Below are 21448 nucleotides of genomic sequence, written 5' to 3' on the forward strand. Positions count from 1 at the left end.
AAGCGGCTCAGGATACTTTGGTAATCAGCAGATGAGCATCCGCCTTACTTGGCAGGTAGACACTGAAAGTACTGCCTTTACCATACTCGGATTTCACTCGTATCTCACCACCAGTCTGGCTGAGCAGACTCTGCGACACCGACAAGCCCAAACCGGTTCCTTCACGCTTTGTGGTATAAAACGGGTCAAACACTCGCTTAAGGTGTTCGGGTTTTATACCACAGCCCTGATCTTCGATGTGGACCACTGCGCCGAGCACTTCACCTTGCTCGCACCAGTCTTCACTCCGGATTGTCAGTTTGCCCTGTCCGTTCATGGCATGAATAGCGTTCATCTGCAGGTTCACCAGGATCTGCAATAACTGATGGCGATTCACCTCAACAGAACTTTGGGCTGCAAACCGGGTAACAAACTCCACATCGCGCTTCTTGGTGCCGGTTTTAACCAACGTAATGCTCTCTTCAATAATCGGATTGATGTGCTGCCATGTGATCTCATCCTGGACGCCGCCATGACGGCTGTATTGCAGCAGACTGCGGGTGATATTTCGAATACGATCAATCTGCAACAAAATGGCATCAATCTCTTCTTCGACCCGTTGAGCATCATCACCCAGTTCAAACTTAATAAGTTCTGTGTTACCCAGAATCACCGCCGTCGGATTATTGATTTCGTGTGCAATGCCCGCAGTAAGCTCACCAAGAGCGGCCAGCTTCTCGTGCACAATCAGTTTGTCACGGGTCTGGTTCAGCAGTTGAATATGGTGCTCAAGCTCCGCCGTTTTGTCCTGCAGACTGGCGGTCCGATCGCTGACTTTGCCTTCCAGCTCATGAGCCGCGCGCTGAATCTCTTCATTACGTTGCTGCAGCAAATCAAGCATGTTATCGAACTGCCGCGCCAACTGAGCCAGTTCATGATCATGATCCAGCCCCAATTCGCCAATACGCTGATTTTTACCCAGCTGGACCAGCTTCACGACACGGTGAATTCGCTCTATCGGCCGGAACAAATCACGCGAGCCCCGGTAAACAAAAATACCCGAAACCAGCAGCAGAGACAGAGTTGCAATGGCTATTTCGACGATATTGGTCAGGTAGCTTTTGACAAAAGGCCACAACAGATGGCCGGTATATAACATACCGATGACCTGCTGATTCGAGTCACGAATCGGTTCATAGGCGGTGATGTACCAGGCATCATATACATAAGCCCGATCGACCCATTGCAGACCCTGCTGTAAAACCTGGGTCTGCACTGCATCAGATACCCGGGTTCCGACTGCCCGTCCCTGTTGCTCTGAACTGTCGAGGGGCACGTTGGTACTGATCCGCAAAGCATCGAGAAAAATAGTGACCGTCCCCAAAGAGCGCATCTGTTCACGTCGCATCGGATAAATGAGGTCCCTGAGCTGATCGACCAAAGCGCTGCTGTTATTGAGCAACAAGCCTCCGTCGAGAAATCCAATCAGGTTGTGATGTTGATCGTTAACCGCAACAACTGTGCGGCTCACCAGGCCACGGGTTTCCATTTTATCGCTGTGATAGGCCGGGAGCTTAGCCCGCTCAGCTAACGCCGGCGAAAACTTTGCCAGTTCCTCATGACTGAGTACATCGAAAAACGAATCACGAGCGCTAAGTTCCTGATAGCGAGCCTGCCGTTGCGATAGCTTACGTTTTTCTGAGAGTTGCTCTGAATCAGAATCAAGCGGCTCAAAATTGAGGAAGTCGAGAGAGTAACGAGCCTTTTGCGCAGAGACCCATTGCCGCAACGAAAGCGGGTCCTTCAGGGTGTCAGCATTCATCTGCAATACACGGCTACGAAACGCATAAGACTCAGCAAAAGCCCGCACCTCATTGGCCTGACGCTGTTGCAGCAGGCTGACGCTGTTACGCGCGACACCAAGGCGCTCGGAGACATCTACTAACGCACTTTGCCAAGTGTAATGCAGTGACCAATAAATCGAGATCACGATCAGTGCCACCAGAGTAAATGCGATCGGAGCGGATGTCAGGATCAGCAGACGGTAGCGGACTGTGGTTTTTAAGCGGTAACGCCATTTCTGCAGCAGAGTCCGGTTAGCTAGCTTCATCACCGTCCCACTCTTTGAATTTGCGCTCCAGCGTCTTTCTCGCGACACCGAGATCGCGCGCGGCTGCAGATTTGTTGCCCTCGTAGAAATCCACCAACTGCATAATGTGCGCCTTCTCAACATCTTTCAGCGTCCAGTGGTTAGGATACCCCACTTGCTCAGCGTCTGATTCGCTTGTGGCTGATGTTTGGTGGCTGTTAACGTCATGTGACGTTGTCACTAAATCCAGCTCAGGAAGGCCATGTAACTCACGCCAATAATGCGCCGGCGGTTTACCCAGCAGAATGCAGCGTTCAATCAGGTTCTTGAGCTCACGAATGTTACCCGGCCACTCATAGGTCAGCATAGCTGACACATCCTCATGGGCCCACTTGGGAACTGGCATAGCCAGCTCAGCACAAAGGTTTTTGGTAAAAAACGGCACCAGTTCTTTTAAATCTGCACGGCGTTCACGCAGCGGGCAGACATCAATTTTGAGTACATTAAGCCGGTAGTACAAATCACGGCGGAAATTGCCCTGGTCAACTTCATCCTGCAGATTACGGTTGGTTGCCGCCACCACCCGGACATCAATCGCCACCTCTTTTTCCGAGCCAACCGGACGAATCGCTCTCTGCTCCAGAACGCGCAACAACGCCGATTGCATTGCAAGCGGCATTTCACCGATTTCATCCAGAAACAGCGTGCCGCCATTGGCTACCCGGAACAGACCTTCACGGCTCTTCTTGGCGCCGGTAAACGCACCGGATGTATGCCCGAATAGCTCACTTTCCAGCAGTTCCGGCGCAATCGCCCCACAGTTAACCGGTACAAAAGGCCCTGAACGCTCACTGGCTTCATGAATCGCGCGGGCCACCAACTCTTTGCCGGTGCCCGACTCGCCTTCAACCAATACCGAAGCGCGAGACGGCGCAAATTGCAAGATGAGCTGTTTAAGCTGCTCTGTTTGTTGTGAGTGACCAATGATTTGTGTGGCGCAGTGACGCTGGTAATCGCGTTGCAGCGCGTACTGCATCCGCTCATTGAGACGCTTGTCCATACAACGGGTGACCGCCTGCAGCATCTGCTCCAGATTGAACGGTTTAAGAATGAAATCGGAGGCGCCGAGTTTTAACGCACTGATTGCGGTATCAAGATCCGCATAGCCGGTCATAAATATCACATCGGTGCGGCGCTCTTCATCGCTGAACACCTCATTCCATTCAGTGCCCGCGCGGCCTGGTAGATTAATGTCGAGAATGATCAGATCATAATGATGTTCGCAGCGCAACACCTCTGCCTGCTCAATGCTGCCGGTGCAATCTACCTTGGAGAACCATTTGCCGAGGGATTTTTTCAAAATAGCCTGCATACCGGGTTCATCATCGACCACCAGAACAGAAAATGCCTGATATTTCAGTGCAGGTTGAGAATCTAACATTTGCGACATGTTGGCTCATTAACTCCAGTTGGGACAGAAAGACGCAATCAACCATATACTCATTACGCATATAGTGGGACATTTTGTCCAAGCTATGTGCACTAACACATATTTTTACGACAATTTTCGTCATTTACTCGTGTTTTTTGCTGAGATAATAAACAATTAACGCTGGGTACCCACCTCTGCAATCTGGCATTGCGATTGCATTATGCCGGGTGCCTTAAAGTCTGTCTGGCTAAGGCAACGTACTGTTTACTATTGATTTTGGATAAAAAGCTTGGATAACAAAAGCCTGGTTATCAAAAGTCTGTTTAATAAGAGTTTTTGATTAACAAGGTCCCGAATAAACAAGATAACGATTAATCCACTATCGCTCAGCAACGTAAGCTAATTACGCGCTTAAGCTTAATTACACGCGTAAAACAAGCAAGCGTAAGTAAATACGTTCCAGGTCAGACATTCGTTCATTTCTCAACCAATACGGAAATTATCATGAAAAAAGTGACTCTGAGTCTTGCTGCTACCTCACTTCTGCTCGTCAGCTATTCTGCCAGCAGCGCCGAAGACGCTTCACGTATCCGACTGGCCACAACAACCAGTACCTATCACTCCGGGCTGCTTGATTATTTATTGCCCCAGTTTGAAAAAGAGTCCGGTTATAAAGTGGACGTGATTGCTGCCGGTACGGGTAAAGCACTGAAAATGGGCGAAAACGGCGACGTGGATCTGGTGATGACCCATGCACCGAAAGCCGAAGCGAATTTTGTTGAACAAGGTTTCGGTATCGAACCTCACAAACTGATGTACAACGACTTTGTCATCGTCGGTCCGGAAAACGACCCTGCACACGTGGCAGAGCAAAAAGACATTGGCGCGGTATTTAAGCAAATTGCGACGCAGGACGTGACTTTCGTTTCTCGCGGTGACGATTCTGGTACGCACAAGAAAGAGATGGGTATCTGGGCACAAACCAAGATTGAACCTAACTTCGGTGGCTATCGTTTCTGTTGGCCAGGGCATGGGCCCGACGCTGAACATGGCGTCAGAAATGCAGGCTTACACCATGACCGACCGCGGTACCTGGCTGGCTTACACCAATAAACTGGATCTGAAAATCCTGTTCCAGGGAGATAAAGCGCTGTTTAACCCGTATCAGGTCATTCTGGTCAACCCGGAGCGTTACTCAACCCTCAACGTCAAAGGCGCAAAAGCGTTTCATGACTGGCTGATCAATGCCGAAGGCCAGAAGATGATCAACGAGTTTAAACTCAATGGCCAACAACTGTTTGTTGCCAACGCCAACGAGTAAGCGCTATCCATGAGTCTTTGGCAAACTACCCTGGATGCGCTGACATTACTGGTAAATTTTGACTCAGAACTGTGGGAGATCGTTGCGGTCTCCTTCAGTGTCTCACTGGCCGCATTGTGTCTGGTCATCGCCCCTGCGGTGCTGCTGGCATTTATGCTGGCTTATACCAACTTTCGTGGTAAGTGGGCTCTGCTGTCCCTGATTAATACCCTGCAGGCAGTACCGACTGTGGTTATCGGTCTGCTGCTGTATATGCTGTTGTCACGCTCCGGTCCGATGGGTGACTGGCAAATGCTGTTCACCCAAAAGGCGATGATCTTCGGCCAAATGCTGATTTGTTTCCCCATACTGGTTTCCATGATGCATGGCGCTTTGCAATCCAGTGATCGCCGCTCAGTGGAAACCGCTATGACACTCGGTGCATCAATACCGCGTATTACCGCTACAATGATATGGGAAACGCGTTTTCCTTTATGTGCGGCCACCATTACCGCTTTTTCCCGCATCGTGACGGAAGTGGGCTGCTCGATGATGGTCGGCGGCAATATTATGGGTCTGACCCGCAATATTCCGACGGCAATCGCAATGGAAAGTCATAAAGGCGCTTTTGCTCAAGGCGTGGCACTCGGTATGGTGCTACTCTGTCTGGCACTGGCGTTAAACTTTTTGCTCTCAAGTATGCGTGGTAAAGGATATTTACGTACCTGATCGTCAACAACACATAACCGCTAATAAGGTATGACTGTTAACGCAACATGGCTACCAAGATAACTATTACAAAAATCCTGATCGTGACACCACCTCTGTTTTTGTACCTCGACTGGCTTATTCAACCCCTGGGTCTCGTACAAAGGTCTGATTTGGTTTCTCAAAAAGTTAAGCTGCTGCATAAGGACGTGGAATGTCGATTAAATTAACCGCGAATCAGTTATCAATGCGCTTTAAAGATCGCGTTCTGTTTCATATTTCCGATCTGTCGATCGGGCCTAATGACGCTATCTATCTCAAGGGCGATAACGGTGTCGGTAAAACGACCTTACTCAAGATTTTGTCCGGATTGCTGTCACCCAGTATGGGCTCTGTTTCGCAGTCCCGGACATGGTGGCGCCGTCTGTGGCATGGCCGTGCTCATCGCGACGTTATTTATCTTCATCAAAGCCCTTACCTGTTCGATGATACTGTCTATCAAAATGTGGTGTACGGGATTCGTTATTCTGCCTTGTCTGCTAAAGACAAACGTGCTGAAGTAATCACTGCACTGCGCATGGTCGGTCTGGAGACCTTAGCCGACGAGCATGTCTCGGTATTATCCGGCGGCGAAAAGCAGCGTGTTGCCATGGCCAGAGCCTGGATTCTGAAACCGTCTATTTTGCTGATGGATGAGCCGAGTGCGTCATTAGATCAGGAATCCATCAACAGATTAGTTATAATGGCCAAAGACTTACTGGACAGAGGCTCCAGCCTGGTAATTACCAGTCACCAGAGCAACGCTTTGACCGCATTATGTAAGAAGCAGTGGTGGATAAAAGATCGCACCTTAATTGAGTCGCCATTACTGCATATCGTTAAAGAAGAACAAGAGAATTCCTATGTTACTTCCCTCTCAAACTAGTTGGGTTATTTTAGCCGGTGGCCAGGCCAGCCGGATGGGCGGAAACGACAAAGGTCTGATTACACTCAATAACAAACCTCTTATCCAGCATGTGCTGGAACGATTAACCCCACAAGCCGAACATATCCTGATCAACGCGAACCGTAATCAGGATTGGTATCAACAATTTGCTCCTGTGGTGAGCGATGAATTTGCTGACTTTCCCGGCCCTCTGGGCGGCATTCATGCCGGACTCAAAGCAGCGTCAACCGATTGGGTCGGATTTGTCCCTTGTGACAGCCCCATGATCGCGACCGATTTAGTACAGCGTTTTTGTGACGCCGTCACTCCGGAATGTGACATTCTGGTTGCCAGCGACGGGCAACACACTCAGCCGGTCTTTACTCTGTTCCATAAACGAGTGCTGCCTAAACTGAGCGCATTTCTTGAACGGGGCGACCGCAAAATTGTATTACTTTACAATGAATGCCACACTCGTGAAGTCGATTTCCGCGACTGTCCGGATTGCTTTTTTAACCTGAATACGCCACAAGAGCTGGCTCAGTTTCGGAGCATTACAGCCATGAATACTTCTGTTCGTCAGACGAATGACCGTCAGACTTCAGCCCCTAAACTGCCGCTGCTCGGATTTGCCGCCTACTCAGGTACCGGTAAAACAACCTTGTTGGAAGCACTGCTGCCTAAACTGACTGCAGCCGGGCTGCGGGTAGGCGTACTAAAGCATGCCCACCACAATTTCGATGTCGATAAGCCGGGCAAAGACAGTTATCGTCTGCGTAAAGCCGGCGCTTCCCAGATGTTGATTGCGTCCCGTAACCGTCATGCACTGATGACCGAAACCCCGGATGCAGAAGCCGAATTTGATTACCTTCTGACCCGTTTTGATCATCAGCAACTGGATCTGATTCTGGTTGAAGGTTGTAAAAACATTGCCTTCCCCAAAATTGAACTGCATCGCGCAGAAGTCGGTAAACCCTGGCTTTATCCGAATGACAGCAACATCATCGCTGTAGCCGCTGACGAAAAAATTGAATCCGAATTACCTCAGCTCAACATTAACGACCTGCAGGCCATCAGTCAGTTTGTGCTCGACTATACACACGAGTTTCACGCAGCGTCTAAGCCCGCTGCGCCGCAACCGGCCAGCTGCGATACCTTGTCTCCGGCGTTTTTGTCGGTCACAGAAGGCGTGGAAAAAATTCTGTCTGCAGTCCATCCGATCAGTGACGCAGAAGTGATCTCCGTCGGAGCCAGTTATGGCCGCGTACTGAGCGATGAAATCGTATCCCCTATCAATGTTCCGGCATATCGCAACTCTGCTATGGATGGTTACGCGATTCGTAGTGAAGACTTCAGCCTTGAGCAGTTTGAAGTCATGTGCGAAGTGCTGGCCGGACACGGCTATCCGCAGCCGTTACAAGCCGGACAAGCAGTAAAAATCATGACTGGCGCGCCCGTTTCCGGCGGGTGGAGATACCGTTATCATGCGCGAGCAAGCCAAACAGGATGGGCAATTTGTCTCCTTTGGCGACGCCGTGATTAAAGCGGGACAAAATGTCCGCCAGGCAGGTGAAGATCTGGCCCAAGGCCAGTCGGTATTTCTTCCTGGGCAGCGTATCCGGTCAGCTGAAATGGGAATGGTTGCCTCACTGGGCATGACGACGGTACCTGTCTATCGCCGTCTCAAGGTGGCGCTGTTTTCGACCGGAGATGAAGTTCAGGCACCTGGGACAGAGACCAACGGCCACTCCATTTATGATTCAAACCGCTACACGCTGATGGGCCTTTTGCAACAATTGGATTGCGAAGTGATCGACTTTGGCATCATCGAAGACGATGAAATCATGATGATGGATACGCTGGTGCAGGCGGCCCAGTCTGCCGACATCATTATGACCTCCGGCGGCGTATCCGTCGGTGACGCCGATTTCATTAAGTCAGCGCTGGAAAAACTGGGCCGAATTGATTTTTGGCGCATCAATATGCGTCCTGGCCGTCCGCTTGCGTTTGGAGAAGTAGATAACACCCCGTTTTTCGGGTTGCCGGGAAATCCGGTCGCGGTGATGGTGTCATTCATTAATTTTGTCGAGCCTGCGGTGCGTAGAATGCAGGGCGAACATGACTGGCAACCACTTAAAGTTCAGGCGCTGGCCAGTGAAGATTTACGCTCTCGCCAAGGGCGGACAGAATTCAGTCGTGGTATCTATCATGTCAATCATCAGGGGCAACTGGTGGTGCAAACCACGGGTAAACAAGGCTCTGGTATTCTGCGTTCGATGAGCGAAGCCAACTGTCTGATTGAGATCGGCCCGGCCATTGATACAGTAAAAGTCGGTGAAAGCGTGACAATCATCCCACTACAAGGCAGAATCTAGGCCGCTAAACAGCCTTAAAGCAGTTGGAGAGAGAATTAGCATGGCTCGTACCATTATTTATACGTACAAAAATCAGGATAAAACGCTGTCGTTTTCTTATGAAAAGCACCGCAATATTCACGAAGCGGTCGCCGAAGCAGAAGGCATCGACCTGACATCCTATCTGAAAATGGAACAACAGATTGAGGCCATTTCAGATAGTAAAGCGGTACGCAATTATCGTGATAATCACTTCAAAAAGCTGGGTTTTGGCACCATCACTCTCAAACCGAAGGAAAACTTTGGTGTGGGTAAAAAGCCAAAAGCAGAATGATAAAAAGGGCTTACCAAACGGTAGGCCCTTTTTGTATTCGTGCTTCTTGTGTTCATGCGCCACGTCGCTGACTCAGCAAACGCTCAGGTACTATTTAAAAGGAATTACTTAATATTTAAAAGGAATTACTTAATATTTAAAAGCAATTACTTAATATTTAAAAACGCCGCGCCGCGCACACCACCTGAATCGCCGTGTTTGGCCTGAATAATTTTAGGGCACTTAGCAACCGACAGCAGGTGTTTTGGAATACGTTTCGGCAGTTCCTGGTAAATCAGTTCAAAGTTAGACAAACCACCGCCCAGCACAACAACATCCGGATCGTTCGCGGTAAAAATGTTAGCAAAACAAATGGCCAGCATTTCCATAAAGCGCTCAACATGTTCCTGAGCTTTTGCTTCGCCCTGCTGATACGCATTAATAATATCGATCGCCGCTTTCTTCTCGCCAAAATAGTGCTGGTAGATCAATTCAAAGCCACGACCGGACAGATAGTTATCCAGACAACCTTTATTGCCGCAGCCACAACTCAGCAGAGGCGCTTTATCGGCACCTAAGTGGAACCAGGCATCAATCGGCATGCGCATATGGCCGACTTCACCGGCAACGTGATTACGACCGGAGAAAACCTTACCCTCAAACACAAAGCCACCGCCAAAACCTGTCCCCAGGATCAAGCCCATCACCGCCGGCTCATCTTTCAATTCGTCGTCCCAGGCTTCAGATAGTGCAAAACAGTTAGCATCGTTTTCAATCTTAACCTGACGGCCGATTTTCGCTTCCAGATCGGCGCGCAGCGGTTTGCCATTGGCTGAAGGAATATTCACCGTCAGCACAGTCGCGTCATCAGCGTCTTCCATGCCTGGTAAACCAAGGCCAATCGTACCTTGCACGCCAAATTGCTGGTCATATTTCGCCACCAGATCCGCAATCGTCTCCACCAGTAACGCGTAATCGTCTGTCGGGGTAGCAACGCGCTCGGTTGCCATGCGCTCAAGCTTATTATTGAAGGCACCAAACTCAATCTTGGTCCCGCCGACATCGAAGCCGTAGTACATGTGATTCTCTCCTAATAAACCCCGAGTCGGGGAAAAAGCCATTCCTGGCAACAATAACCGGCACAGGCGAAATACACCCACACAGGCAAAATCAAACCGCGCTATTATCCATAACCCGATTTACCCATTCCGTGACAAAACACCGGTTTATTCGGCTATGCCGACTGTTTGCGTAACATGCAACCAGTCTGAATGAGTATCAACGGGCATCAAGACCTCATCGGCAAGTCTGGTGGGTAAGATAGGCCTGCAATGCCTGTTTGGTTTCACTGCTTTTCATGCGTGATTTGGCGAGCAGATAACTTTCCCGAAACGCATCAAACCACAGACGCAAAGTATCAGCGGCGGCATGTTCGCCAAATTTGTCCAGAACCAGACTGGCTACTTCCGCGGTCGCCAGATGCTGCTCGTTATCGGACTTGCGCATCACGTAACGCGATACCGTTTCCGGCTCAATTGACACCAAAGGCAGACTCGCCAGATAGGGTGATTTACGGAAAATACGTTTGGCTTCCCGCCAGCTGCCATCAATCAGAATCAGTAAAGGTTTACGGCCGTTGATCTCGGCCGTCACATCGCCCAAAACCCGTGGTTTATCGGCTTCATCTTGCGCGGGAAAAACCAGCACCGGATAATAGTCTGGGTGAGTTAGCAGCGCTAACATTTCTGCATCCGGCTCAGTACGATGCCATTGATAAACATAGGTTTCCTTGATGGTATCGGCAATCAGGCGCCCGGTATTGCTCGGTTTAAATACTTCGTTTTCCGATACAATCAACATCACAGCCACTCCGGTTTCCACATCCGGCTGATGAGGACACAGGCAATGCGCTTCAGCGACATGGCAAAACTGACAGCGACTGATGCGTGATCCGCGCGCAATAAATGGTTTAGTTGATCGTTCTAAGCGATACTGATACAAATGATGAAAGGCGTGTGTTCTCATAACCCGGGCTGATGATAAAAATGGACAGCAGATTTTACTGTCCTACTGTGGTACATGCCAGCCCTGATTGGCCTGGCATCGGTAAAACGGCCCGGCAGACAACGCCAATCGGTCATAAGGCGGGCAAGGAAATAAGACGCGCAAAAACGGCAAGCGGATACGCAGAAAAGCGCAGTGGCGTGTGCCTGCCGGCAGATGGTCAAAAGGAAACCTGATGGTTCGGAGGCTTTGATGTTACAACATACGGATATGATTCGGTTGCTGATTTTCATTCTAGTGCTCCTTGCTTGCGCGCTGTGGGAATCTAATCAACCACGCAAACCCCTGTCATGCAGTAAATGGCAGCGTTGGCTCAACAATTTAGGCTTAGTCGGTCTCAACAGCATTATTCTGGCGTTGGTGATGCCGGTGGCAGCGTTATCGGCGGCGATGTGGTCTGAGCAAACCCGTTTCGGTGTTCTGTACTGGCTTGATGTTCCGGCTTATATAGCGGTGCCTGTTGCCATCATCGTACTCGACGTGATCATCTACACCCAACATGTTCTGTTTCACCGCATTCCCTGGTTGTGGCGGATGCACCGTATGCATCATGCCGACCAGGATATCGACGTGACAACCGGCGCGCGTTTTCATCCCCTTGAGATCATTGTGTCTATGTGGGTTAAGGTCGGTGCGATTACCCTGCTCGGTGCACCCGCGCTGGCCGTCGTCATCTTTGAAGTGTTACTCAACGCCAGTGCGATGTTTAATCACAGCAACGCCCGCTTGCCGCTCAGAGCAGACCGCTGGCTAAGAAATGTGATTGTCACGCCGGACATGCACCGGGTGCACCATTCAGTGATTGAACGGGAAATGCATTCTAACTTCGGCTTTTTTCTCTCGGTGTGGGATCGCGTGTTTGGTACTTACATAGCCCAACCTCAGCAGGGTCATGAACAGATGAAAATCGGCCTTAACCAGTTTCAACGCGGCAGAGAGCAGTGGCTGGATAAAATGCTGACCCAGCCTTTCCGTGAGCGTTAATACTGAACAGCAGTGGATAAGCATCAACAATAACCAAATTAGTAACCCAATAAGGCGCAGTTTTCACTGCGCCTTATTACTATGTTACTTTGATGCTTTGATGCTTTGATGCTTTGATGCTTTGAACGTAATCGCGAATTAGCGACTGACTGAAAAAGGCAGCGCTTAAGAGGTCAGCGTATATTTATGCAACATGGTTTGCTGGTGACCGGCGATATCCGCAACCTGCTGAGAACTTTCCAGCATCGCTTCAACTTGCTGTTTTGTGTGAGTACCCTGGTCAGATATCTGGCTGATTGACTGACTGACATCTGCCGTCGCCCTCTCCTGCTCTTCCGTGGCCACAGAAATCTGCTCAACCCGTGCGCGGATGTGTGATACCGCCTGAGCGATGTCGCTAAATGTCGTCTTCACCGCCTCACTCGAACTCAGTGCATCGACCATTTCTACCCGTGAATCTTCCACCGACTGACGCGAGCGACTCGCCGCCTGCACTAACTCAGTCATCATGGCGCGGATATTAGCCGTTTGGGTGCTGGTGTCACTGGCCAGTTTGCGTACTTCATCGGCAACCACCGCAAATCCTCGTCCCTGTTCACCGGCCCGGGCCGCCTCAATCGCCGCGTTGAGAGCCAGTAAATTGGTACTGTCGGCAATACCGCTGATCACATCAACCATTTCGCGGATTTTACTCACGTGGGTATTGAGTTCATGCATCGCTGTTTCGTTGATATTCAGGGTAGACTCGAGTGACTGCAGACGAGTCCGGTTCTGGTCCACGACCGTCACGCCGTGCGAAGCGTGCTCTGCCGCCGAAACCGCATCGGTATAGGATTCATTGGTCACTGAAGCAATTTCGCGAATCGACGCTTCAAGCTGGTTAATCGTGGTGACCATATTAATCAGTGACTGGTTCTGTGCAGCCAAGCTTTTATCTGATTCGCTGGCCGCATCATGGCTCAGCTCTGCGGTTTGATACAAGGTTTCACAGTTGCGTGTCACCGTCGCCAGTGAATCACGGGTACTGTCAATCACCTGGTTGAGTTGCCCCGCAATGTGATGGAATTCCTGCGGTCCGCTTAAACCAGCCTGATGAGAAAAATCGTGCGCGGTCATCGCGGTCAGCTGAGCACTGATGTTATTCATCCCCAGATTGACCCAGCGGCGTAAACCAAACCAAGCCAGAACAATCATCATCACCAGAAGCGCGCCGCCGATTGTCTGCGTCCAGCGCACATTCTGCATCGTCGCCTGAACTTCCTGTTTCTGATCAGCAATAAGGACGCGCGCATCATTCGACATCGCATTCAGCTGAGAAATAATTTTCTGAGCCACCACTGCCGCTTGGTTAAAGTCCTGGTTTTGCTGTTGGGAGGTGCGCAGTTTTTGCAGGATTTGGTCCAGAATACCACCCTCTTTAAACCCGTCTTGTACCATAGCGTAAGGGGCCGTCAGGCTGGCAAATTCTGTTACATCGGGATGCCACTCCTTAAAATCATCGAAGGCCAGTTCCAGACCAGCAAGACGATTTTTCAGCTCTTTATACTGGCTGTTTGCCTGAGTCAGGTCACCTTGCATCATCAGCATCAGAAACGTGCTTTCCATCGAACTGGCGGACGCAGTAAATCGGTTCGCTGCATCCATAGAGCTGGGGTTGTCCACCGCCAGAAACGAGGCAATCCGGCTCATTTCCGGGCCAATAGAGCTCATGCCATAACGAAAACCGGTTGCTTGGCCTGCTATTGTCTGCTGCTGTTGCAGCTGCTGATCCTGCGCTTGCAGTATCGCGCCGGAAAGCTGCTTGAGCTGCTCAATATTTTGTACCAAAGCCTGCTGTTTCTGCTTATCGACAAGATCATTAAACTGGGTCGCAAAACTGTCCATTTCGAGCAGGATTTTTTGCGCCTGCTGCGCTAAATCGGCAATTTGTTGCTGAGTTTTACCCAGCTCTTCGGCATTGGCTGCACGCGTGCCATAGCCCAGGTACTTTACCTGTTCGAGGATATTCTGTGTCAAAGCCGCGTTATTCATTGCCAGCGGCAATGCTTGCTGGGAAAGGTGGTTGAACTGATCGCCAACCCGGCCTATACCTTTGATACTAGTGACAGAGAGAATAATGACGAGTAAGGTGATCGTCATGAAGATGGCGGTCAGGGTCTGGATAAGTGACAGCACTTTGCCCTGTTGAGTCGGCTGAGTCATAGAAATTGAGAATCCCATTCCACAATTGAAGGTCCGCCGCCATGGTAAGAAGCAAATGTGTCAGAAATATTTCACACAGATTTCAGTTGAGTGACAAATGAAAGACGTCAAGATACTAAGTTATTCAAAATCAAGAATTCTCATTATTGCTACAGCCTTTATCCTGCTCAGTGGCTGTTCAAACACACCGACAGCAAGTGAGGAAAACCTACCAACACTCAGTCATCAAGCTGAGCCGGTACAAGTCGAGGCAGAACAAAAAGAAGAAGCGCTGTTTGAGGTATTTAATCAATGGCGCGGTGTGCCTTATCAACTGGGTGGGAAAACCAAGGATGGTATCGACTGCTCTGCTTTTGTACAGATAGCATTTCGCGATACATGGCAGCAACACCTGCCGCGCACCACTTATTCACAAAGCCGGCTTGGTGCAAAAATCGGTTACGCCCAAGCGCAATATGGCGATTTGGTATTTTTCAAGACGGCGCCACAAACCCGTCATGTCGGAGTCTATATCGGCAATAAGCGCTTTATGCACGCGTCTACTTCACAAGGCGTGATGATTTCCAGGCTGGATAATCCCTACTGGGCCTCAACATTCTGGCAATTTCGCCGGGTTGAAGCGGCCCCTCAGGTTAATTGATTATCCCCGCCCTTTAATCATATTTACTGACTGCGGAGTCAAACAGGTTTTTGACCAGGGCAATGTATTCATCAAGGAATTCGATTTGTTCGTTGGTGGCAGGTTTCGCCCACACGCCGGCCAGAACTTCACCAAGGTCCTCAACCACTGAGTCGGCCTCTTTCAGCAGTTTAAAACGTACGCTGGAGTGAAGTTCAGGGTTCTGCTCAAAAATCGCCATGATATTGCTGGCAACCATATCCGTAATGACATCTTCAACACTCTCTTTGCCTATGTCGCCATCACGTGTAAATACATCCATGTTCATGGCCAGATGTTCAATAAGGGCTAAATAACCATCGGTTTCTACAACCACTTTTCTTCTCCGCTTTAACGCTTGACCAGATATGATAATACCTGACTAATACTAAGCTATGTGCTCGTGTTTGCACAGTTCCGCCACCCGGATTATTGATAACGAGCGTGTCATCTGCTCAGAAAGCAGACACAACTCTCGCTCTGTGTTGACAGCAGAAGACCATTTATCCTGAAGTAACAGTAGACTAAGGCGACATTATGCCACCGTATACCATCACAATGACGATAACTAGCGCTGTTAGCAATCCGCTTTCTTGATAAAAGTCACATTTATATGCACTAAGAGGAATGTCTTAGTAAGTGAATGAAATTCTGCGCATTCACGCTCTGAAATATTGCTAAAAGTCGCCTAAACTGGTTACAACAGGGTAACCGTATAGGAAAGAGATTATGTGGCAAGCGATCGCTCAGCAACTCTCAGATACTTTGATGTTCCAGTACGACATAACAGAAAAAGCGCGCCTGGATGGTGGCGACATTAACGAGTGCTACATGATCTCTGACGGCAGAGAAACGTTACTTTGTTAAACTCAACCAACGGGATTACCTGCCTCAGTACGAATTAGAAGCCGAAAACCTGCGTATACTTCGAGAAAGTGACACGGTGTTTGTCCCCGAGTTAGTCATGGTCGGCACCAGTAAAACCCACGCATTTATTATTCTCAATTATCTCGCCACCAAGCCGCTCGATGACGCCGCGCACAGTTACCAGTTCGGCCAGCAACTGGCACGACTGCATCAATGGGGCGACCAAAAAGAGTATGGTTTCGATGTCGATAACTTTATCGGCAATATTGTCCAGCCCAATCAATGGACGAAAAAATGGAACCACTTTTTTGCCGAACAACGCATCGGCTGGCAGTTGCAATTGCTCAGAGAGAAAGGCATTGAACTGGTCAACATTGAGGAGTTCGTCGATCTGGTCACACAACGCTTAGCCAACCATCATCCCCGTCCCTCATTGCTGCATGGCGATTTGTGGAATGGCAATGTGGCTAACTCTGCGTTCGGCCCCATCTGTTTTGATCCTTCCTGCTATTGGGGCGACCGCGAATGTGATATTGCCATGACGGAGTTGTTTGGCGGATTCCACGATGATTTCTATCGTGGTTATTACAGTGTACTGCCACAGGAAGCAGGTTATGAGCAGCGGCGTGATATCTATAACCTCTATCACCTGCTCAATCACACCAACCATTTTGGCGGACAATTTTTGGATCAGGCCGATCAGCAGGTTAAACGTATCCTGTCATTGTGATGATTTATTGTCTTAACGCATACTTTGCACTGAAATTTCAGCGAAAGCAGATGAAATATGGCTGCGTAGCCGATAAGGGGCTTATTATTAACACATGAGCCAAGCGATTCTCGCTCAACCTTTTTGCTGAAGTGACTGGGGCGTTATCCCGGATTGACTTTACCTGTGCGAGGAACAAACCATGAAAGAGTTCACTGAAAAAACCGTCATATGTCCCCATTGCGGGCACTCGGTCCGCATCGAAACTTGATGCTTCGAATGGCAGTCAGGAGTTTTATGATGACTGCCCGGCCTGCTGTAATACCATGCACCTGAATATGATGGTGGATGATCTGCAGGATACGATTGAACTGACAGTCGATGCAGACGACGAACAGATATTCTGATCAGGCCGTGCGCCGATACAACAGGTAACGAGACTGGTTAACGGCACTAAGTCACGCCACCAGATCATGCTGTATGACAGCCACTGATGTTGCATCAGTGGCTACAGCTTCAGGCGGCTGGAATTCATTTTAATATTTCAGCTCACCTCATACTGCTCCCGGCATCAGGCGCGGGCCGCTAAAACACGCTCGACAGTATCAACAATTGCCTGAGTCTGCGGATCAAACTCTACATTAATTTTGTCCCCGACCTGACGCGTGCCGAACAGGGTACGCTGCATGGTTTCAGGAATAAGATGGACGTTGAAACGGTTATCTTTCACTTCACCAATCGTCAGTGAACATCCGTCCAGGCCAATGTACCCTTTAGCTAACACGTACTTCATATGCTGCTGTGGCAGCTCAAACCAGATGGTTTTGTTGTTTGGTGAGTCAATGATCTCAACAATGGTGCCCACTTCACTGATGTGACCAGACATATGATGACCACCGATTTCATCGCCAAATTTAGCCGCGCGTTCGATATTCACCTCAGCACCGACCTCAATAGCACCGAGATTAGTCAGGCGCAGCGTCTCCTGCATCAGGTCAAAGGAAACCTCTTCACCGTCGATTTTCGTAACCGTCAGACAACAACCATTGTGAGCGACAGAAGCACCTATCGTCAGCCCCTGTCCCAGTGCAGCAGGGAGCTGCAAAACGTGAGTCTGAAATTTCTCTTTTTTCTCGATGGTCACAACTTTTGCTGTGCCTTGCACAATACCTGTAAACATTTTGTGATTCCGACAGTTTTTCGTGGTGCTTAGTGTGACATTTCTTTATCATTCTCTCCAGCATCAAAACGTCTTTTGTTGCACCGAAAAACCACTGATCGCGTGATCATCTGACTGCGGAGAAATTTGTGCATTTACATAAACAAGAAGCCTCAACGCTGATCAAACTGGCGACGCCGGTGCTGATCGCTTCTGTCGCACAAACCGGTATGGGCTTTGTCGATACCGTGATGGCCGGCGGCGTGAGCGCGATCGATATGGCCGCAGTGTCGATCGCCGCCAGTATCTGGCTGCCTTCGATCCTGTTCGGAGTCGGCTTGTTAATGGCACTGGTTCCTGTCGTTGCTCAGTTGAATGGTTCCGGTAAACAAAGCAAGATTCCGTTTGAAATCCATCAGGGCTGTGCAATGGCACTGCTGGTTTCGGTGCCTATTATTCTGGTGCTGTTACAAACCGAAGCCATATTGGGGCTGATGGATGTCGAAACCCTGATGCAGGAAAAAACCATCGGTTATATGCATGCCGTGGTGTTTGCCGTGCCCGCTTTTCTGCTGTTCCAGGCTCTGCGCAGCTATACCGACGGCATGTCACTGACCAAACCAGCCATGGTCATCGGTTTCCTCGGCCTGCTGTTTAATATTCCGCTCAACTGGATATTTGTGTACGGTAAATTTGGCATGCCAGCAATGGGTGGTGTCGGCTGTGGTGTGGCAACCATGATTGTCTACTGGCTGATGTTTTTCATGCTGCTGTTTTATGTCATCACGTCACAGCGTCTGGCGCATATCAAACTGTTTGAGACCTTCCACAAACCGGACTGGAAAGCACAAGTGCGCTTGTTGCGTCTTGGGTTTCCCGGTGGCTGCCGCACTGTTTTTCGAAGTGACCCTGTTTGCGGTGGTGGCGCTGCTGGTTGCGCCATTGGGTTCATTAGTGGTTGCGGCTCACCAGGTTGCCCTTAACTTTTCTTCGCTGATCTTTATGCTGCCAATGAGCATTGGGGCGGCGGTATCCATTCGGGTCGGTCATACGCTGGGCGAAGAAGATTCGCAAGGCGCCGCGATTGCCTCTAACGTAGGTTTGATAGTCGGCGTCGGCACTGCGGTCATCACAGCCGCTCTGACCGTGATGTTTCGTGAACACGTGGCGCTGCTCTACACCGATAACCCGGAAGTGGTCAGCCTGGCGATGACTCTATTGCTGTTTGCTGCATTTTATCAGATGGTGGATGCGGTTCAGGTCATTGCCGCCGGAGCCCTGCGTGGTTACAAGGACATGGCAGCGATCTTTAACCGAACCTTTATTGCCTACTGGATTTTGGGCCTGCCTGCGGGCTACATCCTGGCCATGACGGATTGGATAGTCGAGCCGCTTGGAGCAAAAGGTTTCTGGATTGGCTTTATTGTCGGTCTGAGTTCTGCGGCTGTGATGCTGGGGCAACGTCTCTACTGGATGCAAAAACAGGACGAAGAGCTGCATATGCAGTTCGCATCCCGATAAATGTTAAGATCATCGCCGTTTTGCTCCAGATAAGCGCGATAAACGTACAAAGGTCAGCAAAATGCTGACCTTTTTTGTATTCTGCTCATCTACTTTTTATCTGTGGTAGCCCAAAATCAGGTTACTGACACAGAGTGAATTTAAACGGAGACGCTGTGCGCATACTGATTGTCATTCTAGGTGCGGTTATGCTGTCGGCTTGTGACCAGGCGCCAGCACTGAACGATTTCAACGAATATCTGACCCGGATTGCCAATGTTCAGGATACAGATGCTCTGCCGGCCCCTGACGAGCAGTTACAACGTCTGCCCGAGAAACGTGACGTGACTTTGCCTGTCGAATCCCTCACCATAGGTCTGCTCGACAGCTATGAACTGAGAAAATGCGATCTGTTCAACCTGATTGCTCAACGCAATTCCGTGCTGGGTAAAGTACAAGACGGGTTTCATCGTTTCGATTACGAGGTGCAACTGCTGCAGGGGCTGACCCGCTGCACAGCGAACCCGGACATATCGGCCAAACTGCAAAAGCAGCTCAGTGATATCGAAACCAGTAAACGACATGATTTGCCGCTGCATTGGTACAATTTACTCTACAGCAGTAACGCAATGCGGTCGCAATTATCCAGTCATCGCTGGCTGGACAACGGCTGGGATGTCAGTCAGATTACCCGGGCATTGGACGCAATGGCGCAGATACAACAAGCCCTGACCAGTCAACAGCTAGCCATTAATCTGCCCAGACTGACACCGTTTCAGGAAGTTCTCGACAAACAACCGCTGCTCGGCGATCTCAAGTATTCACTCGATAACGCAACACTGTGGCTGCTAACCATCCATCGCCAACTGGCTGACAACGATCAGCAGATTATCTGCGGGCCAAACAGAAACCAGACCAAGTTGACCTATCTGCGTAATGTGTTCCAGTCCTATTATGTGGAAAAGATTCAGCCCTACCTCGCCCGGCTGGACGCCCTTTACCTGCAACTTGCGCCATCATTGCATATGTTTGAGCAGCAAGAGCCTTCCCGCTACCATTTTGCGATTGAAGAAAGTCATCAGGCATTTCGTGACGCCACGCGCCAGCATATGCAGTACTGGCAGCAGTTGTTTCAGCGCTGCTCAGTGCAAGTGGGCAACAAGGTTCAATAAATCTACGCCAGAAAAATAAGCCGACGCCACAACGTAACAGATGGAAACAAAGTAACAGATGCCAACAAAGTAACAGATGTCGAATCACTCAAAGATGCCTGGTCGGTCAGTCTCACTCTTTAATCTGTGCGGCGCACACGCACAAAACGGGCAAAACGCGGCTTGCCCTGCGAGGTCAGACCGTTAAAGCGATACGTAACCACACTGCCAATTTGCGGCGGACTGTGGCGCTGCTCATCACTAAACCCGCTGCCGATAGCAAATTCAGTTCCGTCTGAGTTTCTCACCAACACTGCGCCCATCATGCCCTGATATTTGCCTTTACCGGGACGATAGCCAATGACCTGTGCTTCCGCATCCTGATGCTGCTTGAGTTTAATTAAATCATCGCTGCGCCCGGGCCGGTACAAGGCGCTGATTTTACGTAGCATAATACCTTCACCGTCAGCACCGGACAGACGTTCAAGCTGTTTCATCAGGGCGTCACGGGACTTGATCGCCTGATGTTCCACATAATCGATATGAGTGGCATCGATTTGCTCAACCAGTTCAATCAAACTTTGATAACGTTGCCGGTAATCCCCGCTGGCGCGCGGCAAATCAAACAACATAAAGCGAATTTGCTGCCAGGCCTCATCAGACGGCGTTTGGTCCAGGACTGTCTGCTGCACCAGCGCAAAATGGCCGCGTCCGGCCCATAATTCACCTTCCAGCGCATGTTCAGGCAGTACACGGGTGAACCACAACGGAGCATGAATCGGATGACCGGTTCGGGTGAGGAGCTGAGTTCCGTTCCAGACAGCACGAATTCCGTCCAGTTTTTCACTCGCCCAGTAATCTGCGAGATCTAACTCGTCATAGTAACTGTTGGCTTCGACTACGGCCACAAAGGGCTGCGGTAAGGTTTGCGCTTCCACTGAGGCCGGGACTAACAAACTTAGTGCCAGCCAGGTTGTTTTTGAGGGCATGAGGTTCACTCCTTTTTCGCGGGTTTACCTCATTATTCAAATCACCGGAAACGTCAGGCCACAGC

The 21448-nt window shown here is 49.9% G+C and carries 14 protein-coding genes and 6 pseudogenes; 12 read left to right on the forward strand and 8 right to left on the reverse strand.

The features are described 5' to 3' along the window. Positions 1-7: 7 nt before the first annotated feature. Both ABDK09_15510 and ABDK09_15515 read right to left on the reverse strand, forming a co-directional pair. A complete protein-coding gene (locus tag ABDK09_15510; protein XAW90757.1) occupies positions 8-2089 on the reverse strand; it encodes a cache domain-containing protein in 2082 nt (693 codons plus the stop codon). Further along, positions 2076-3518, reverse strand: a complete 1443-nt coding sequence (locus ABDK09_15515) for a sigma-54 dependent transcriptional regulator (GenBank protein XAW88520.1) — start codon at positions 3516-3518, stop codon at positions 2076-2078. The genes ABDK09_15510 and ABDK09_15515 overlap by 14 nt, the downstream gene beginning before the upstream one ends. A 486-nt stretch (positions 3519-4004) precedes the next feature. On the opposite strand from ABDK09_15515, the pseudogene ABDK09_15520 reads away from it, so the two are divergent. From ABDK09_15520 to ABDK09_15545, 6 genes and pseudogenes are all read left to right on the forward strand, one after another. Beyond that, a pseudogene (locus ABDK09_15520) lies at positions 4005-4821 on the forward strand (substrate-binding domain-containing protein). A 9-nt stretch (positions 4822-4830) separates the two neighbouring features. After that, positions 4831-5529 (forward strand): ABC transporter permease, encoded by a 699-nt coding sequence (locus tag ABDK09_15525; protein ID XAW88521.1) that lies wholly within the window; start codon positions 4831-4833, stop codon positions 5527-5529. A gap of 193 nt (positions 5530-5722) precedes the next feature. Continuing rightward, entirely contained in the window at positions 5723-6433 is a 711-nt protein-coding gene (locus ABDK09_15530; GenBank protein ID XAW88522.1) for an energy-coupling factor ABC transporter ATP-binding protein, read from the forward strand. Beyond that, a pseudogene (gene mobA, locus ABDK09_15535) lies at positions 6411-6989 on the forward strand (molybdenum cofactor guanylyltransferase MobA). Before ABDK09_15530 ends, mobA begins: the two are co-directional and overlap by 23 nt. Before the next feature lie 6 nt (positions 6990-6995). Then, a pseudogene (locus ABDK09_15540) lies at positions 6996-8808 on the forward strand (bifunctional molybdopterin-guanine dinucleotide biosynthesis adaptor protein MobB/molybdopterin molybdotransferase MoeA). Between the two features lie 40 nt (positions 8809-8848). Continuing rightward, on the forward strand, positions 8849-9121 hold the full coding sequence (locus tag ABDK09_15545; GenBank protein XAW88523.1) for a DUF2960 domain-containing protein: 273 nt from the start codon (positions 8849-8851) through the stop codon (positions 9119-9121). Positions 9122-9267: 146 nt separating this feature from the next. On the opposite strand, the gene nagK is transcribed toward ABDK09_15545, so the two are convergent. Together nagK and ABDK09_15555 are read right to left on the reverse strand one after the other, a co-directional pair. Next, positions 9268-10179, reverse strand: coding sequence for an N-acetylglucosamine kinase (nagK, locus tag ABDK09_15550; protein XAW88524.1), 912 nt, complete (start codon positions 10177-10179; stop codon positions 9268-9270). Between the two features lie 217 nt (positions 10180-10396). Then, positions 10397-11125: a tRNA-uridine aminocarboxypropyltransferase gene (locus ABDK09_15555; GenBank protein XAW88525.1), complete on the reverse strand. Its 729-nt coding sequence runs from the start codon at positions 11123-11125 to the stop codon at positions 10397-10399. Between the two features lie 231 nt (positions 11126-11356). On the opposite strand from ABDK09_15555, the gene ABDK09_15560 reads away from it, so the two are divergent. Next, on the forward strand, positions 11357-12148 hold the full coding sequence (locus tag ABDK09_15560) for a sterol desaturase family protein (GenBank protein ID XAW88526.1): 792 nt from the start codon (positions 11357-11359) through the stop codon (positions 12146-12148). A gap of 165 nt (positions 12149-12313) precedes the next feature. Here ABDK09_15560 and ABDK09_15565 read toward each other — a convergent pair whose 3' ends face one another. Then, entirely contained in the window at positions 12314-14350 is a 2037-nt protein-coding gene (locus ABDK09_15565) for a methyl-accepting chemotaxis protein (GenBank protein ID XAW88527.1), read from the reverse strand. A 97-nt stretch (positions 14351-14447) separates the two neighbouring features. Here ABDK09_15565 and ABDK09_15570 point away from each other — a divergent pair, with 97 nt between their 5' ends. Then, entirely contained in the window at positions 14448-14990 is a 543-nt protein-coding gene (locus ABDK09_15570) for an NlpC/P60 family protein (GenBank protein XAW88528.1), read from the forward strand. A gap of 13 nt (positions 14991-15003) precedes the next feature. Here ABDK09_15570 and ABDK09_15575 read toward each other — a convergent pair whose 3' ends face one another. Further along, positions 15004-15345 carry a DUF3802 family protein gene (locus ABDK09_15575; protein ID XAW88529.1) on the reverse strand — a complete coding sequence of 114 codons (342 nt, stop codon included), beginning with the start codon at positions 15343-15345 and terminating at the stop codon, positions 15004-15006. 392 nt (positions 15346-15737) lie between these two features. Here ABDK09_15575 and ABDK09_15580 point away from each other — a divergent pair. Both ABDK09_15580 and ABDK09_15585 read left to right on the forward strand, forming a co-directional pair. Continuing rightward, positions 15738-16605, forward strand: a pseudogene (locus tag ABDK09_15580) (fructosamine kinase family protein). A 181-nt stretch (positions 16606-16786) separates the two neighbouring features. After that, positions 16787-16991: pseudogene (locus ABDK09_15585) on the forward strand (CPXCG motif-containing cysteine-rich protein). Between the two features lie 164 nt (positions 16992-17155). Here ABDK09_15585 and ABDK09_15590 read toward each other — a convergent pair. Then, a complete protein-coding gene (locus ABDK09_15590; protein XAW88530.1) occupies positions 17156-17764 on the reverse strand; it encodes a riboflavin synthase subunit alpha in 609 nt (202 codons plus the stop codon). Between the two features lie 128 nt (positions 17765-17892). Here ABDK09_15590 and ABDK09_15595 point away from each other — a divergent pair. Together ABDK09_15595 and ABDK09_15600 are read left to right on the forward strand one after the other, a co-directional pair. Next, a pseudogene (locus ABDK09_15595) lies at positions 17893-19264 on the forward strand (MATE family efflux transporter). 155 nt (positions 19265-19419) lie between these two features. Further along, positions 19420-20415 (forward strand): DUF3080 domain-containing protein, encoded by a 996-nt coding sequence (locus ABDK09_15600; GenBank protein XAW88531.1) that lies wholly within the window; start codon positions 19420-19422, stop codon positions 20413-20415. 119 nt (positions 20416-20534) lie between these two features. Here the strand turns inward: ABDK09_15600 and ABDK09_15605 are convergent, their stop codons facing one another. Then, positions 20535-21383, reverse strand: coding sequence for a DNA ligase (locus ABDK09_15605; GenBank protein XAW88532.1), 849 nt, complete (start codon positions 21381-21383; stop codon positions 20535-20537). Positions 21384-21448 lie beyond the last annotated feature (65 nt).

The sequence above is a fragment of the Vibrio sp. CDRSL-10 TSBA genome, from assembly GCA_039696685.1.
Taxonomy (GTDB): domain Bacteria; phylum Pseudomonadota; class Gammaproteobacteria; order Enterobacterales; family Vibrionaceae; genus Vibrio.